A 15,824-nucleotide genomic window follows, 5' to 3' on the forward strand; every position below is an offset into this window, starting at 1 on the left:
GGATCGAAAGTCGATGTGATCGAAGGCGCACGTGTTCTCCCCGGGGGAAGAAGTCTTCTCCCCGGGGGAAGAAGTCTTCTCCCCGGGGGAAGAAGTCTTCTCCCCGGGGAAGAAGACGTGCGCCGCAAGGGCTGGCGATAGCGACGTCAGAGGGCCGTCATCATTCGGCAGCCATTGCCCTGGCCTCCTGCAACTCCGGCTCCTCGACCTTCGTGCCGCCGATCAGCCGGCCGAGGAAGTTTCCGAACCGGTCCATCTCGACGAAGATTACAGGGGTGATGAACAGCGTCAGCAGCTGCGAGACGACGAGGCCGCCGACAACGGCGATACCGAGCGGCTGGCGCAGCTCCGAGCTTGCGCCGGTGCCGAGCGCGATCGGCAGGGCGCCGAGCAGCGCGCAGAAGGTCGTCATCATGATCGGCCGGAAGCGCCGCACGCAGGCCTCGTGGATCGCCGTCGTCGCCTTTTCGCCGGTTGTGCGCATGGTCTCCACCGCCACGTCGATCATCATGATCGCGTTCTTCTTGACGATGCCGATCAGCATCAGCAGGCCGATGAGGGCAATGATCGACAGATCGAAGCCCATGATCTTCAAGGCCAGCAGCGCGCCGAAGGCCGCGGCCGGCAGGCCGGAGAGAATGGTGAGGGGATGGATGAAGCTTTCATAGAGCACGCCGAGCACGACATAGATGGTCATGACGGCCGCCAGGATCAGGTAAGGCGTATTGCCCTGCGATTGCTGGAAGATTTCCGCCGTACCGCCATAGGAGGTGAAGACGTCGGCCGGCAGGCTGATATCCTTCTTGATCTGGTCGATCGCCGCCGTCGCGTCGCTGAGCGACACGCCCTCCGGCAGGTTGAAGGAGACGGTGGTCGAGACGAGTTGGCCGGTCTGATTGATGGTGACCGGGCCGGTGGTGCGCTCGACATGCGCGAAGTTGGAAAGCGGCACCAGGCTGCCATTCGACGAGGCGACACGGATTTCCGCCAGTTTCTGATCGTCCCAGGGTTTGCTGGTATCGTATTCGACGATGACGTCGTAGCTGTCGCCGGTCGACTGGATCTCCGCCGCGGTATATCCGCTGAAGGATTCCTGCAGCGTCGTGCGCAGCGTATCGTTGTCGATCCCGTAAGCGGCCGCCCGCTCGGTGTCGATGACGATGTTGGCCTGCAGGGCGTTGTTCTGGGCGTCCGAGGTGACGTCGGTAAACAGCCGGTCCTTGCGCATCGCCGCCTGGATCTTGCCGGCCCAGAGGTTGGTCTGGTCGGCGCTCAGTGCCTGCACCACCAGCTGATACTGGCTGGCGGTCTGGCGGCCGCCGAAGCGCAGGCTCTGGTTCGGCGTCACGAAAGCCTGCAATCCGGGGATCTTGTTGATCGCCGTGCGCAGCTCGCGCAGCGTCTGGTCGAGTGGCGGACGCTCCTTCTTGTCCTTGAGTTCGACGAACATCGAGCCGTTGTTCTGCGGCTTGTTCGGGTTGCCGCCGATCGTCGACATCACGTGGTTGACCGCCGGGTTCGCCTTGACGGCAGCTGCCGCCTGCTGCTGCAGTGCTTCCATGGCCGAGTAGGAAATATCCTGGCGGGCCTGGGTGCTGATCGTCAGGCGGCCGATATCCTCCTGTGGGAAGAAGCTCGTCGGCAGCGTCATGAAGAAGTAGACCGTCAGCGCCACCGAGCCGAGGAACACCCCGAGGATCGTCACGCGATGGCGCAGGCACCAGCCGACCGCTCTGTCGTAACCGCTGAGCGTCCGCTCGAAGCCCGCATCGAAGAGGCGGATCAGGAGCGGCGGCCGGCTGTGATTGTTGGAGAGACGCGAGCCGAGCATCGGCGTCACGGTCAGCGAGACGATGGCCGACGAGATGATGGCGATGGCGACCACCATGCCGAATTCATTGAACACGCGGCCGACGACGCCGCCCATCAGCAGGATCGGGATGAAGACGGCAATCAGCGAAACCGACATCGAAATGATGGTGTAGCTGACTTCGCCCGCTCCCTTGATCGCCGCTTCTCGCACCGGCATGCCTTCCTCGACATGGCGCAGGATGTTTTCGAGCATGACGATGGCGTCGTCGACGACCAGCCCCACCGCGAGCGTCAACCCGAGCAGCGAGATATTGTCGATGCTGTAGCCGAGCACATACATCATGCCGAAGGTCGAAATCAGGGATAGCGGTACGGCAAGCCCGGGAATGATCGTCGCCGTCGCATGGCCGGTGAAGAGATAGATGACCAGTACGACGAGGCCGATCGTCAGGAACAGCGTGAATTTCACGTCGGCGATGGCCGCACGGATGGGTTTTGCGGCGTCGTTCATGACAACGGTCGTGACCGAAGCCGGGATTTCGGCGTGAAGCTGCGGCAGCTTGGCATTGATGGCGTCCACGACGTCGACCGTATTGGCATCCGGCTGCCGCTGAACGGCGAGGATGATGCCGCGCTGGCCGTCATACCAGCTGCCGGTATACTGGTTCTCGACGCCGTCCTGCACATCGGCGACATCGCCGAGATGGATCGGCGCGCCGTTCGGATTGGCGATGACCAGCGAGCGGAATTGTTCGGCATTGGTGCGCTGCGTATTCGCCGTGATGGTCATGCTCTGCGCATTGTTCTGCAGCGTGCCTACGGGCTGCTGGCTGTTGGCGGCAGAAAGCGCCTTGTTGACGGTGTCGATGCCGATGCCGCGGGTGAGCAACTTGTTGGGGTCGACCTCGACGCGCACCGCATAGGTCTGCGCCCCGAAGACGCTGACCTGGGCGACGCCCGGAAGCGTCGACAGCGACGGCGAGATGATGTCTTCGGCGATCTCGTCGAGCTTGCTGCGCGGCATGGTGTTGCTCTGAACGGAGAGCAGCATGACCGGCGCATCGGCCGGGTTGGTCTTGCGGTAGCTCGGCGGCGTCGTCAGATTGTCGGGCAGCTGCCGGGTGGCGTGCGAGATCGCCGCCTGCACGTCGGCCGCGGCCGCGTCGATATCACGGTTGAGGTCGAACTGCAGCACGATGCTGGTGCTGCCGAGCGAGCTCGAGGCGCTGATCTCGCTGATGCCGGGAATGGTCTCGAACTGCTTGATCAGAGGCGTGGCGACCGACGTCGCCATCGTCTGCGGCGAGGCGCCACTCAGCTGCGCCGAAACGTTGATCGTCGGAAAATCGACCTGCGGCAGGGCTGCGACCGGAACGAGATGGTAACCGGCAAGGCCGGCGAGAATGACGCCGATAGCAAGCAGCGTCGTGGCGACGGGGCGCTGGATGCAGAAATTCGGGATCATTGCCGCGCTCCCAGGGTGATCGTCTCGGACTGCTGCGGCTGCCGAGGCGCGTCGGCGGAAGCGACATTCAGCGCCTTTTCGTCAAACTCTTCGTGGATCGCCTGCTGATCGCTGAGCTGGCCCTGGCCCTCGACGACGACATGGTCTCCTTGCTGAAGGCCCGATGCGATGGCGGTGAAGCCGCCATTGGCGCGGGCGACGGTGACCGGCGTCAGATGCGATTTGCCATCCTTGGCGATGAAGGCGAAGAAACCGTCGGGGCCGGGGCTGACGGCAACCGTCGGCACCACCACCTGCTGTTCCTTGCTGTTGAAATGCACGACGATATTGACCGATTGGCCGGGCCAGAGCGCGCCGGAGGCATTCTCGAATTTTGCCTTGGCGAGGATCGTGCCGGAGGCGGTGTCAACCGTGTTGTCGTAGAAGCTGATTTCGCCCTTGCGGACCTGCCCCTTGGTGGAATTGGGCGCCGTGCTGACCTCGACCGGTCCGGCCGCGAGTGCCTTCTTCAGCTCGCGCAGATAACGTTCCTGCAGGTGGAATTTCACATAGATCGGATCGTACTTGGCAATGGTGACGATGGCCGCGCCGGCATTGAGGAAGGCGCCCTTGCTGACGGCGATATCGCCGAGCCGGCCGTCGAAGGGCGCGCGGATATCGGTATGCTCGAGCAGAATCTGATCGGAAGCAAGTGTTGCCTTATCAGCATCGACCGTCGCTGCGGCAGTGTCGCGGGCGGCTCTCGCCTGATCGAGGCTCTGCTGGGTGCCCGCCTTCTGGTCGAACAGATCCTGCGCGCGCACCAGCGCGGTCTCGCCCTCCGAAAGCGTCGCAGTGTCGCGGACGATCATCGCATTGTCCTTGTCGACGGCCGCCTTGGCCGTCCGGTCGTCGAGCTTGGCGATCAGGTCGCCGGCCTTGACGGTCGCCCCGTCCTGCGCGGCGATGCTGACGATCAGCCCCTGTTCCTGGGCGGCGATGGTGGTGTTGTCATCCGCGTCGGCCCAGCCGGACGCCGTCACATCCATCGGCAGTGTCGTTTTGACGGCTGCGACTGTCTTGACGACGGTCGGGCCGCTACCGCCGCGTCTGCGCCCGCCGCCCTGATGCTGTCCGCCGTCCTGGGCCTGGTCGGCCTGCGCCTGCTGACCACCGCCATTGCCGCCGGCCGGCTGCCGGATCAGCTCCGACAGATAGGGAATATGCCAGGCATAGGGGGTCAGATTGCCGAATTGCCAGAGGCTGACGGCGGCAACGGCGATAATACTGACGGTGATCCAAAATTTCCTCATGGGGCAGAACCGGGTTGAGCAAGGGTTGCAATTTTATGCTCAGATTGAACCGCTTATATTGCGGCGCAAGAAGGACATAATTCCCCGGTCGCGATCACTAAGTGGTTATAACGGCTTAAAATTTTGTAATGAATATTCCGTAATATTCAAACTATACTAATATAATAGGAGTGCGTTTGACGCGGCTTCGTGGCGGCATTGCCGCCGGTCCGCGGCGCAGGCTGATACCGTTCCAGCACGCGGATCACTGCATGCAAAGAACGGCGGAAAAACAGAGGAGGCAGGTCGTCATGACTGAGTTGGACGCCAGCGAATTTCGCTCTCTCATCATAAGCGTGTTTCCCCAACTGACGGCCTCCGTCTTCAAGCTGGCGGCGAAGGGCTGGGATTCGATGGCGGTCGACGTCGACGACACGCTGATCTTCAAGTTTCCCCGCCATCTCGGCGCCGAAAGGGCGCTGGTGAGGGAAGCGGCCCTGCTCGACATCATCAGGCCGTCGCTGTCCATTGCGGTTCCCGACATGCGCATTCACGACGGGCCGCCGATCTTCTCCAGCCACGCCAAGCTGGAGGGCGAACACCTCATTGCCGAAGATTACGATGCGCTCGGGGAGGGCGACCGCCAGCGTCTGGCAGATGATCTCGCGCGTTTTTACGCCGAGCTGCATGCGCTCGACGCCGACCGCCTGCGCGCGGCCGGCGCAACGGCGATCCAGCCGTGGCAATCGCCGGACGTGGTGCGAAAGAAGGCTTTGCCGCTGCTGCCGGCTGACATCCAGCGCTTTGCCGAGGTCGTCATTTCGGATTTCGAATTCCTGCCGCCGGATCCCTACGGCAAGGTCTACGGCTTTTTCGACGGCCACGGATGGAACATGGCCTTCGACTTTCGGCAGGGCAGGCTCAACGGCCTTTACGATTTCGCCGATTCAGGTTTCGGGCCGTTGCACCAGGAGTTCGTCTATTCGAACTTCATCTCGCCTGATCTGACCGCGCGTATCGTCTCGGCCTATGAAATCCTGACCGGGCGCCGGCTCGACCGGCGGCGCATCGCGATCATGACGGGTTTCCACCGGCTTTCCGAACTCGCCGAATTTGCCGACGATCCGGGGAATGTCGAGCAGATGATCCGCAGCGCGACGAGCTGGGCTGCTCAGGCCGCCCGCGCCGGCTGAGCAGCCTCCAGACTAGACCGATCGCGCCGCGCCGCCGTCGCAGCGGATGAGCGAGCCGGTGATGTAGCTTGCCGGCTGGCTGCAGAGGAAGGCAGCCGTTGCGGCAAACTCCTCCACCCGGCCGTAGCGGCCGACTGGAATGCGCGCCTCCTTGTCGGCGCGGATCTCCTCGAGGCTTTTGCCGGTGCGCTTTGCCGCGGCGCCATCGAGATCGTCGAGCCGCGCCGTCAGAATGCTGCCCGGCAGGAGCAGGTTGGTCGTAATGCCGAAGCTCGCCACCTCGGCGGCAAGCGTCTTGCTCCAGCCGGCAAGCGCCGGGCGCAACGTATTCGACAGCGCCAGGTTGGCGATCGGCTCGATCACGCCCGATGAGGCGACCGTCAGGATGCGGCCCCAGCCCTGCGCCTTCATATCAGGCAGCAGTGCATTGGTGAGGGTGATCACGCGGGCGACCATGGAGAGGAAGTAGGTTTCGAGTTTTTCGGCCGTCATTTCCTCGGTCGTGCCGGGCGTCGGTCCGCCGGTATTGTTGACGAGGATATCGAGGCCGCCGAACTTGTCCTTCACGGCCGTCGTCGCCGTCTCGACGAAGCGCTCGTCTGCGAGGTCGGCCCAGATCCAGTCAGCCCGGCCATTGCCTTCGCTGTTGATTGCCTTGCAATTGGCCTCGAGCTGCTCGCCGCTGCGCCCGCAGAGCAACACGTTTGCGCCTTCTCGCGCTAGCGCCACGCCAATGCCGAGGCCGAGCCCGCGTGAGGAGGCGAGAACGAGTGCCCTTTTACCGTTGATGCCGAGATCCATGATATCCTCCGATGTCTTCGAGCGATGTATAAGGCGCAGGCGACGAAAAAGGAAAGGGAGGGCGGTAACCCAGCCACTTACTAAATGTGAAATACTTTGCCGTGGAGGAATCGGTCGCAAAATTCGAAGTTAATATGGCTGATCTCTGCCGCATTTTTAACTATTCAGCACTGACTGAATGCCATCGTGCCTAGCTGACATTTGTCAGCGCGACCGCTCCAGTTTCTAATCTGAATGTTTTCAGTTGTCCCATGATATCCAGTTCGACATTCTCGCCGGAGACCTTGAAACTCCACGGAGGTTCCACGAAGGCTGACCAGAGCTTCTCGCCGGTCTTTCTCCAGACCCCAAACTCCAACTCCGCAGACATGAGGACATAATCCTCTTGCCGCGCCCAGCCCCAGAAGCCGTAATCGGTGCGATCCTCGAAGACTCTTTCCCGCTTTTCAAGGTTATAACCAAGAAGTCGTTCTCCCGCACCGATGAATAGGATCGAGGTCTCCGGAACGACAAGGAAACCGGGATGGAATGTTCCGCTGGCATCCTCATATCTCTGAGTAATGACGATCTCAGGCCACCTGTGCATGCTACCCCCATCGCACACCCCTACGAACAGCTCACGCCCTTCTAGGGCATTTGGCTCGAGCTGATCCACGAAGGCGGCGCTTTTCACATAGCTGTCGTAAATTCGCGGAAGGCTTCCGTCTTGGATCAGCAATGTCCAGTTTCCAACAGCAACAGTATGCAATCAGCGACCTCCTTCATTGAACGACCGTTCTGCACCTGAATTGACCACCTGTCAGAAAATCGGGCGTTTCGCAACGCTTGCGTGTACGCAACGCTTCACGAAAATATTTCTAACGAGAAAGCGCCTACAATGTAGCCGCTGTGGGCGCTTCAGCGTCATGATCGGCTTAAATTCCACATCTAGGTAGTGGCTGGGGCGGTAACCCGACCGGAGTTTCCTAATTGACGTTAACGTAAGCGTTATTGTAAATCTTGGATCGGCTAATATCATTGTGCGAATTGAGGATTGGCTGTCGCATCCCGGCTCGACAATGCTTCGTCGTTTTGACAAGACAGGGACCATGGGATGATGGCCACAGGTGGCCAAGCGGAGACGAATGGATGAACGAGACGACTGAGCTGCCCGAGCGCGAGAGCATGGAATTCGACGTTGTGATCGTCGGGGCAGGCCCTGCCGGTCTTTCCGCGGCGATCCGGCTGAAGCAGGTCAATCCGGAATTGTCGGTCGTCGTGCTGGAGAAGGGGGCCGAGGTCGGCGCCCATATTCTCTCGGGCGCCGTCGTCGATCCCATCGGCATCGACCGGCTGCTGCCCGGCTGGCGCGATGAGGCCGATCATCCCTTCAAAACTGAGGTGACAGACGACCAGTTTCTGCTGCTCGGCCCGGCCGGCTCGATCCGCCTGCCGAATTTCATGATGCCGCCACTGATGAACAATCACGGCAATTACATCGTCTCGCTCGGCAATGTCTGTCGCTGGCTGGCCGGCAAGGCGGAAGAACTCGGCGTCGAGATCTATCCGGGCTTTGCCGCAACCGAGGTGCTCTACGACGACAAGGGTGCGGTGATCGGCGTTGCCACCGGCGATATGGGCATCGAGAAGAACGGCGAGCCGGGGCCGAACTATACCCGCGGCATGGAGCTGCGCGGCAAGTATACGCTGATCGGCGAAGGCGTGCGCGGTTCGCTCGCCAAGCAGCTGATCGCCAAGTTCGACCTGCAGAAGGACCGCGAGCCGCAGAAATTCGGCATCGGCATCAAGGAGCTCTGGCAGGTCAAGCCCGAGCACCACAAACAGGGTCTGGTGCAGCACTCGTTTGGCTGGCCGCTCGGCATGAAGACCGGCGGCGGCTCCTTCCTCTATCACCTCGAGGACAATCTGGTGGCGGTCGGCTTCGTCGTCCACCTCAATTACAAGAACCCCTATCTCTACCCCTTTGAGGAGTTTCAGCGCTTCAAGACCCATCCGGCGATCCGCGGCACTTTCGAAGGCGGCAAGCGGCTCTCTTATGGGGCGCGCGCCATCACCGAGGGCGGTTATCAGTCGGTGCCGAAGCTGTCCTTCCCCGGCGGGGCGCTGATCGGCTGTTCGGCCGGTCTCGTCAACGTGCCGCGCATCAAGGGCAGCCACAATGCGGTGCTGTCGGGCATGCTGGCGGCCGAGAAGCTGGCCGCTGCCATCACAGCCGGCCGCAGCCATGACGAAGTCGTCGAGATCGAAAACGACTGGCGCCAGGGCGACATCGGCCGCGATCTCAAGCGGGTCCGCAACGTCAAGCCGCTGTGGTCGAAGTTCGGCACCGCCCTCGGTGTGGCACTCGGCGGTCTCGACATGTGGACCAATACGCTGTTCGGCTTTTCCTTCTTCGGCACGCTGAAACACGGCAAGACCGATGCGCAGTCGCTGGAGCCGGCCTCGCAGCACAAGCCGATCGCCTATCCGAAGCCGGATGGGGTGCTGACCTTCGACCGCCTGTCCTCGGTGTTCCTGTCGAACACCAATCACGAGGAAGACCAGCCGGTGCATCTGCAGGTCAAGGACATGGCGCTGCAGAAGAGCTCCGAGCTCGGCATCTATGCCGGCCCGTCGACGCGTTACTGTCCGGCCGGGGTCTACGAATGGGTGGAGAAGGACGGCGACAAGACATTCGTCATCAACGCCCAGAACTGCGTGCACTGCAAGACCTGCGACATCAAGGATCCCAACCAGAACATCAACTGGGTGCCGCCGCAGGGCGGCGAGGGGCCGGTCTATCCGAATATGTGAGGGCGATTGCCGGTTGCGGCCGGCAATTTCACCCGCTGACGCCTTCGTGGTCATATCCCACGGCCCTCCTTAGCGATTCATTAACCATAATTTCCTTAGCTTGCGACATCGTGTTGACGCACTAAGGACACATTCATGACGATCTCCCGTCGCGGCTTTCTGATCGCTCTGCCGCTCTTTGTTGCCGGCTGCTCTTCGACCGGCCTCAACAGCCAGACGAATTACGCCGCTCTTCCGGATGAAAAATTTCCGCTGAAGCAGGTGCCGATCGACAAGATCAAGCCCGAGCTGCGCCGCCAGGAGGTGGCTTATGAAAGCTCTCACGCGCCGGGCACGATCGTCATCGACACACCCGCGCGCCGTGCCTACTACGTTCTCGGCGACAACAGGGCGATGCGCTATGGCGTCGGTGTCGGCCGCGAAGGGCTGGCATTTGCCGGCAATGCCTATATCGGCCGCAAGGCCGAATGGCCGAGCTGGACCCCCACGGAAAACATGCAGCGCCGCGAGGAGCGCTATCGCAGGCTTGCCGGCGGCATGCCGGGCGGCCCGAACAACCCGCTCGGCGCCCGGGCGATGTATCTCTATCGCGGCGGCAACGATACGCACTTCCGCATCCATGGCACCAACCAGCCGGAATCGATCGGGCTGGCCATGTCGAGCGGCTGTATCCGCATGATGAATCATGACGTGATCGACCTCTATAGCCGCGTCGAAGTCGGCGCCAGGGTTGTCGTCATCCAGGCTTGAGCGGCTGGCGCGGACCATCAAAAAAGCTGCCGCAGCCCTGGCTGCGGCGGCTTTTGGCTTGACGCGGACGTTGGCGCGTCAGCTGCGGCGTGCGGCAATCCCCGTCGAGAGCGCCACGCCGATGCCTGTGATGACGGCGGCGCTGATTTCGGCTGTGCCGATCGTTTCGCCGAGCAGGAAGCTGCCCCCGAGCGTCGCCAGAACAGGCGTCAGCGCCGTGAAGGCGGCAGCCTGCGTTCCGCCGAGGGTGCGCACGGCCGTGCCATAGGCGACCATGGCGACGAGACCGGAAAGAATGCCCTGGCTCAGCACCTGAAGACCAATTTCCGGAAGCGGGGCTTGCGGCAGCGAGATGCCGAAGACGAGGGCCAGCACAGCCATGATCAGGAAAGACCAGACGGCAATCAGCGCGCTGGCCTGAATGGCGGTCAGGCCCGAGCGGCGGAAGGCATGCGTGTAGCTTGCCCAGAGCACGGCGCCGGCCGGCAGCAGGACAAAGCTCGTCCAGGGCAGGGAGGCATCGCCAAGGCTGCGGGCGAGCAGGATGAGAACACCGCCGACGATTGCCAGCAGCCCGGCGATGCGCGTGACATCGGGCCGCTCCCGAAACAGCAGAATGCCGATCAATGCCGTGGCAAGCGGCATCGAGCCGCCGAGCAGGATGCCCGAAGAGGCGGCCGGTGTGGAGTGAATGGCAAGGGTCGTTACCAGGAAGAAGATTGCGCCGCAGCCGGCGACCATGATCGCCAGCACATGCAGCGGCAGCCCCTTCGGCAGCAGGCCGATCCGAAGCCAGACGGGCGAAAGGGCGAGCGCCGGAATGCCGAAGCGGATGAGGCCGATATCGATCGGGCCGAGCGAGGTCGCGGCGCTGTGGCGGGTCGCCAGAAACCAGGTCGCCCAGATCAGCACGGTAATCGTGCCGGCGGCATAACCGAGGGACTGCGAAGGCGATTTGTCGTTTGAAAATGCGATCGTGCTCATCGTCCTAATCCTTTCCTCCGTCCGGATCCTGTCCGGTTGAAGGGAAGATTAGCGCCGGATGGCGGGGCATGTCCTTGCTATCTGTGGCTGGAAATTCGTGCTAAACGCAATCTTATGCCAAATGATGGCCATGGATATTATAAAAATGCCAAATCTCGATAAATTCGATATCGCCATCCTGAAGTGCCTGCAGGAAGATGCGCGGGCCACCAATGTCGAGATCGCCGAGAAGGTCAATCTTTCGCCGTCGCCCTGCTTGCGCCGCATCCGTAATCTCGAACGCTCCGGCATCATCCGCGGTTACACCGCCGATATCGACCGCAAGGAAGTCGGTCTCGGCCTGACGGTCTTCGTCGAATTCAAGGTCGTCCACCACAGCCGCGAGAATTCCGAGGCGCAGCAGAAGGCGCTGCTCGCCATCCCCGAGATCGTCTCCTGCTTCCTGATCTCGGGAACGGCCGATTTCCTCGCCGAAGTGGTGGTGGAGGATCTCGCCGCCTATGAGCGGCTTCTGACCGAGACGCTGCTGACCCTTCCCAATGTCAGCGACATCCGCTCGAACTTCGCCATCCGCAGCATTAAGACGCATGGGCCCTTGAAGCTGCCCGAGGGAAGGTAAGTTCCCCCGGGCAGTTGCGGCATGAATTACAGCAGCGTCCCGCTGAGGATGAGCAGCGCCACCGAGAAGTAGATGACGAGCCCGGTGACGTCGACCAGCGTGGCGACGAAGGGTGCCGAGGCGGTGGCCGGATCGAGCCGCAGCCTTTGCAGCACGAAGGGCAGCATCGAACCGCAGATCGAGCCGAAGGTGACGATCCCGATCAGAGCGGCAAACACCGTGATGGCGACCATCTGCCAGTGCGGGCCATAGTCGTAGAGCCCGGCGGTCTGCCAGAAGACGATACGGACGAAGCCGACGAAGCCGAGGATCGCACCGAGCACGATGCCGGTGGGGAGTTCGCGGAAGAGCACCTTCCACCAGTCCGAAAGCTTCAGCTCGCCGAGCGCCAAGGCCCGGATGATCAGCGATGTCGCCTGCGATCCGGAATTGCCGCCCGAGCTCATGATCAGCGGGATGAACAGGGTCAGCACCACGGCCTTTTCCAGCTCGCCCTCGAAATGCTGCATGGCGCTTGCCGTCAGCATTTCGCCGAGGAAGAGCGCGGCAAGCCAGCCGGCGCGCTTGCGGATCATGCCGGCGAAGCCGATCTTCATATAGGGCTGGCCGAGCGCCTCCATGCCGCCGAACTTTTGGGCCGCTTCCGTCGTGTCGGCGATCATCGTGTCGATCACGTCGTCGACGGTGACGATGCCGAGCATCTGCCCACGTTCGTCGGTCACCGGCAAAGCGAGCAGATCGTGCTTGCGGATCAGCCGAGCGACATCCTCCTGCTTCATCAGCGGATCGGCCGCAACCGGAACGCCCTTCTGCGCCACCGTAAGAATGGAAGCATCGGGCTCGCCGGTGATCAGGCGGCGCAGCGTCACCACATGCATAAGGGCATGGCTTGCATGGTCGAGCACATAAATGGCGTAGACGGTCTCGCGCGAGCGTTCGACCTGGCGCACATGGTCGAGCGTCTGGCCAACGGTCCAGCTGTCAGGCACGCTGACGAACTCCGTCGTCATGATGCCGCCGGCGGTGCGCGGCGGATAGCCCATCAGGTGCTGGATGGCGATGCGCACCGGCTCGTCGAGGCTGGCGAACAGCCGCGCACGGGTCTCGCCGTCGAGTTCGAGCAGCACGTCGGCAACGCGGTCGTTGGACATGCCGTGCAGCAGCCGTGCGGCGTCCTCGGCACTCAGCAGCGCCAGGATCTGCGCCGCGTTGCGCAGCTCCGGCCGGTCGAGGATGTTGACGGCATAGTCCAGCGGCATGCCGATCAGCACGCGGCCGGCATCCTGGACGGTGAGCGCGTTCAACGATTCGACGCGTTCGGCGATCGTTGCGCCGCGGCTGTTGTTGATGAAGGCACGGGCGACATGGCCTGCCCGAAGTGGGAAGCGATTGATATTCATTGAGGCTCGCCTTTCCGTCGATCCGCCGTAGCGTCCCGACGGGCGAGCCGACAGGAGTCGGTCAGCGCACGAAGGCCGCGTACGGCAAGGGCAATCGACTGCTACTGTCGCTTGGCATCTGAGTGATGGCTCCGTTGAAATCCGTGGAAGACAGGTGTCATCCACGTGTCATGCTAGGTGGTCCTGAACGCGGAATAAGTCAAGCGGGAGAAATGCTTAACGCCAGAATGTCGCACCCCGGGCGGCCCGCATTATCAGACTGAGGCACCCTGCGGGCTGCAGCCGCGCCGCTCCAGGCGGACCGACGCAGCAAAAACGAAGAGCCCAAGGAAGGACAGTGCTGCGCCGACATAACCGGTTGCCGCAAAACCGTAGCCCCAGGCGATGACGAGACCACCCAGCCAGGCGCCGAGCGCATTGGCGATGTTGAAGGCGGAATGATTGGAGGCGGCGGCAAGCGTCTGGGCATCGGCGGCGACATCCATCAGCCGCGTCTGCAGCGCCGGGCCGGCGGCGAAACCGCAGCCGACGAGGAAGACCGAGAGGCCGAGCATGTAGGGGCTCGCGGCGGTCAGCGAGAAGGTGGTCAGCACGACGATATTATAGACGAGCGATCCGCCGATCGTGCCGAGCAACGACTTGTCGGCGAGCCACGAGCCGATGAAATTGCCGGCATTCATGCCGACGCCGAACAGCACCAGCATGATCGGAACCGCAGTTTCCGGCAGCATCGCCACCTCGGTCGTCGTCGAGGCGATATAGCTGAACATGGCGAACATGCCGCCATAGCCGACGGCGGCGATGCCGAGCGTCAGCCAGACTTGCGGCCGGCGGAAGGCGCCAAGTTCGCGCAGGAAGCTCGCTTCTTCGGAAACCCTGTCCTTGGGAACGTGGAACCAGATCAGCGCCACCGTCAGCAGGCCGACGACGCCGACCGTCAGAAATGCCACCTGCCAGTCGAGCGATTGGCCGAAGAGCGTTGTTGCCGGCGTGCCGAGAAGGGTGGCCACCGTCAATCCGAGCATGACGCGCCCGACCGCGCGTGCCCGCCGATGTACCGGCACCATCGAGGCGGCGACCAGGGCCGCAACGCCGAAATAGGCGCCATGCGGCAGGCCGCTGACGAAGCGCAGCAGAGTGAAGGTCTCGAAGGTCGGGGCGACGGCGCTGAGAATGTTGCCGGCGGCAAAGACCAGCATCAGCGTCAACAGCAGCGTGCGGCGCGCCATCTTGGCGGCGAGCACGGCGATGACCGGTGCGCCGATGACGACGCCGAGCGCATAGGCGCTGATGACATAGCCGGCCTGCGGCGTCGTCACCGAGAAGGTTTCGGCGACATTTGGCAGCAGTCCCATGATGGCGAATTCGCCGGTGCCGATGGCGAAGCCGCCGCAGGCAAGCGCCAGTTGAACCAAGGCTACGGTCGTCGCCGACGGCAGCTCGGCATCCGGCTGGATTTCGACGGGTTCGTTGATCGCGATCTGGCTCACGAGAGCTCCTTGAGGCGGTTCTCTGCTTGGCAATGGCCCTGGCGCGGAGGCGGGCGATCGTTTGGAACGGCAGGACGTGGAGAGGTATTGGGAACCTCTATCTATCCGTGAGGCCCCTGCCGGCGTCGAGTGCATTTTTTGCAGTGCAGCGTCCTGTTATGTGCATATGTCTATTGCAAATTTTGCATTTCTGGCTCTTCTGAGGGAAAGCGGCGGCGCTTGAAATCGCCGATGCCGCGACCATCTCAGGAGCAAGGCAGGAGCAGTTCCGCGCCAGAGAAGGGAGGCCTCATGAAGCTTGTAGGCTTTTTCAATCGCGATGGCGGCACCTTCAGGACCACCGATATGCTGGCCTACGAGAAAAGGGCGGAGGCAGCGTTCCGCGAAGCGGGCCACGATTTCGAAGCCATCGTTTTCTCCGGCAAGGAGATCATTCCCGCCATGGAGCGGGCTGCGAGGCGCGACGATATTGATGGCATTGTCGCCGGCGGCGGCGACGGCACGATTTCGGCGGCGGCATCGATCGCCTGGAAAAACGGCATTGCCCTCGGCGTCGTGCCGGCCGGCACCATGAACCTTTTTGCCCGCTCGCTGCGCGTGCCGCTCGATATCTGGCAGGCCCTCGATGTGCTTGCGACCGGCGAGATCGACAATGTCGATATTGCCAGCGCCAATGGCCGGCCCTTCATCCACCAGTTTTCCGCCGGCCTGCATGCCCGCATGGTGCGCTACCGCAACGCCTACAGCTATCGTTCCAGGCTGGGCAAGATCCGGGCGAGCACCAAAGCCGCTCTCGGAGTGATCTTCAATCCGCCCGAGTTCGAGGTAGAGTTCGAGGCGGCCGGGATGCGCGAGCGCCGCTGGGTGTCCGCGGTCTCGGTCTCCAACAACCCATTCGGCGAGAACGCGCTGCTCTACGCCGATAATCTCAGAAGCGGCGAACTCGGCTTCTATACGGCAAATCCGTTGAAGCCCCTCGGTGTCGCCCGCCTTGCCATCGACATGCTGCGCGGCAAGGTCCGCGAGAATGCCGATGTCATGGTCATGCATCCGGCCGAAGTGCACCTGCACTTCCCGAAACTGCGCTCCAAGGCTAATTGCGTCATGGACGGCGAGCTGCTGCCGCTCGCACGCGACGTCTCGATCCGGCTGCATCCGGGTGAACTGAAAGTCCTCGTCAAGCAGGGTCTGGCCGCCCAGGTGAATGAGGACGAACGCCGCGAGCCGGCCGCGTAAGTCGGCTGCG

12 protein-coding genes are annotated in these 15,824 nt (G+C 62.5%); 5 read left to right on the forward strand and 7 right to left on the reverse strand.

Translation table 11 applies throughout. The features are described from left to right. Nucleotides 1-160: 160 nt before the first annotated feature. Together A7X77_RS05635 and A7X77_RS05640 are read right to left on the reverse strand one after the other, a co-directional pair. Nucleotides 161-3,277 (reverse strand): efflux RND transporter permease subunit, encoded by a 3,117-nt coding sequence (locus tag A7X77_RS05635; RefSeq protein WP_064682017.1) that lies wholly within the window; start codon nt 3,275-3,277, stop codon nt 161-163. Further along, complete coding sequence (locus tag A7X77_RS05640) at nt 3,274-4,569, reverse strand: efflux RND transporter periplasmic adaptor subunit (RefSeq protein WP_064682018.1); 1,296 nt, start codon at nt 4,567-4,569, stop codon at nt 3,274-3,276. Before A7X77_RS05640 ends, A7X77_RS05635 begins: the two co-directional genes overlap by 4 nt. A 290-nt stretch (nt 4,570-4,859) precedes the next feature. On the opposite strand from A7X77_RS05640, the gene A7X77_RS05645 reads away from it, so the two are divergent. Beyond that, nucleotides 4,860-5,741, forward strand: coding sequence for a phosphotransferase family protein (locus A7X77_RS05645; RefSeq protein WP_064682019.1), 882 nt, complete (start codon nt 4,860-4,862; stop codon nt 5,739-5,741). A 12-nt stretch (nt 5,742-5,753) separates the two neighbouring features. Here A7X77_RS05645 and A7X77_RS05650 read toward each other — a convergent pair whose 3' ends face one another. Next, the gene (locus A7X77_RS05650; RefSeq protein ID WP_064682020.1) at nt 5,754-6,542 is read right to left on the reverse strand and encodes an SDR family oxidoreductase; all 789 of its coding nucleotides are present in this window, start codon (nt 6,540-6,542) and stop codon (nt 5,754-5,756) included. 190 nt (nt 6,543-6,732) lie between these two features. Continuing rightward, nucleotides 6,733-7,290, reverse strand: coding sequence for a hypothetical protein (locus A7X77_RS05655; protein WP_156668083.1), 558 nt, complete (start codon nt 7,288-7,290; stop codon nt 6,733-6,735). A gap of 380 nt (nt 7,291-7,670) precedes the next feature. On the opposite strand from A7X77_RS05655, the gene A7X77_RS05660 reads away from it, so the two are divergent. Further along, on the forward strand, nt 7,671-9,335 hold the full coding sequence (locus A7X77_RS05660; protein WP_064682022.1) for an electron transfer flavoprotein-ubiquinone oxidoreductase: 1,665 nt from the start codon (nt 7,671-7,673) through the stop codon (nt 9,333-9,335). A 135-nt stretch (nt 9,336-9,470) separates the two neighbouring features. After that, the gene (locus A7X77_RS05665; protein WP_064682023.1) at nt 9,471-10,085 is read left to right on the forward strand and encodes a L,D-transpeptidase; all 615 of its coding nucleotides are present in this window, start codon (nt 9,471-9,473) and stop codon (nt 10,083-10,085) included. Nucleotides 10,086-10,163: 78 nt separating this feature from the next. Here A7X77_RS05665 and A7X77_RS05670 read toward each other — a convergent pair whose 3' ends face one another. Continuing rightward, complete coding sequence (locus A7X77_RS05670; RefSeq protein ID WP_064682024.1) at nt 10,164-11,069, reverse strand: DMT family transporter; 906 nt, start codon at nt 11,067-11,069, stop codon at nt 10,164-10,166. Between the two features lie 145 nt (nt 11,070-11,214). Here A7X77_RS05670 and A7X77_RS05675 point away from each other — a divergent pair, with 145 nt between their 5' ends. Beyond that, nucleotides 11,215-11,688: an Lrp/AsnC family transcriptional regulator gene (locus tag A7X77_RS05675; RefSeq protein WP_041678850.1), complete on the forward strand. Its 474-nt coding sequence runs from the start codon at nt 11,215-11,217 to the stop codon at nt 11,686-11,688. A gap of 26 nt (nt 11,689-11,714) precedes the next feature. Here the strand turns inward: A7X77_RS05675 and mgtE are convergent, their stop codons facing one another. Together mgtE and A7X77_RS05685 are read right to left on the reverse strand one after the other, a co-directional pair. Further along, nucleotides 11,715-13,088 carry a magnesium transporter gene (gene mgtE / locus A7X77_RS05680; RefSeq protein WP_064682025.1) on the reverse strand — a complete coding sequence of 458 codons (1,374 nt, stop codon included), beginning with the start codon at nt 13,086-13,088 and terminating at the stop codon, nt 11,715-11,717. Nucleotides 13,089-13,342: 254 nt separating this feature from the next. Then, nucleotides 13,343-14,578 carry an MFS transporter gene (locus tag A7X77_RS05685; RefSeq protein ID WP_064682026.1) on the reverse strand — a complete coding sequence of 412 codons (1,236 nt, stop codon included), beginning with the start codon at nt 14,576-14,578 and terminating at the stop codon, nt 13,343-13,345. Nucleotides 14,579-14,869: 291 nt separating this feature from the next. Here A7X77_RS05685 and A7X77_RS05690 point away from each other — a divergent pair, with 291 nt between their 5' ends. Continuing rightward, the gene (locus A7X77_RS05690; RefSeq protein WP_064682027.1) at nt 14,870-15,814 is read left to right on the forward strand and encodes a diacylglycerol/lipid kinase family protein; all 945 of its coding nucleotides are present in this window, start codon (nt 14,870-14,872) and stop codon (nt 15,812-15,814) included. The last annotated feature ends 10 nt before the right edge of the window (nt 15,815-15,824 follow it).

This window comes from Rhizobium bangladeshense (assembly GCF_001662075.1).
Classification (GTDB): domain Bacteria; phylum Pseudomonadota; class Alphaproteobacteria; order Rhizobiales; family Rhizobiaceae; genus Rhizobium; species Rhizobium bangladeshense_B.

Excerpts from the sequence above, each read along its gene's own strand:
- A7X77_RS05635 (WP_064682017.1), bottom strand. The coding sequence starts at position 3,277 with ATGATCCCGAATTTCTGCATCCAGCGCCCCGTCGCCACGACGCTGCTT.
- A7X77_RS05640 (WP_064682018.1), bottom strand. The coding sequence starts at position 4,569 with ATGAGGAAATTTTGGATCACCGTCAGTATTATCGCCGTTGCCGCCGTC.
- A7X77_RS05645 (WP_064682019.1), top strand. The coding sequence starts at position 4,860 with ATGACTGAGTTGGACGCCAGCGAATTTCGCTCTCTCATCATAAGCGTG.
- A7X77_RS05650 (WP_064682020.1), bottom strand. The coding sequence starts at position 6,542 with ATGGATCTCGGCATCAACGGTAAAAGGGCACTCGTTCTCGCCTCCTCA.
- A7X77_RS05660 (WP_064682022.1), top strand. The coding sequence starts at position 7,671 with ATGAACGAGACGACTGAGCTGCCCGAGCGCGAGAGCATGGAATTCGAC.
- A7X77_RS05665 (WP_064682023.1), top strand. The coding sequence starts at position 9,471 with ATGACGATCTCCCGTCGCGGCTTTCTGATCGCTCTGCCGCTCTTTGTT.
- A7X77_RS05670 (WP_064682024.1), bottom strand. The coding sequence starts at position 11,069 with ATGAGCACGATCGCATTTTCAAACGACAAATCGCCTTCGCAGTCCCTC.
- A7X77_RS05675 (WP_041678850.1), top strand. The coding sequence starts at position 11,215 with ATGCCAAATCTCGATAAATTCGATATCGCCATCCTGAAGTGCCTGCAG.
- mgtE (WP_064682025.1), bottom strand. The coding sequence starts at position 13,088 with ATGAATATCAATCGCTTCCCACTTCGGGCAGGCCATGTCGCCCGTGCC.
- A7X77_RS05690 (WP_064682027.1), top strand. The coding sequence starts at position 14,870 with ATGAAGCTTGTAGGCTTTTTCAATCGCGATGGCGGCACCTTCAGGACC.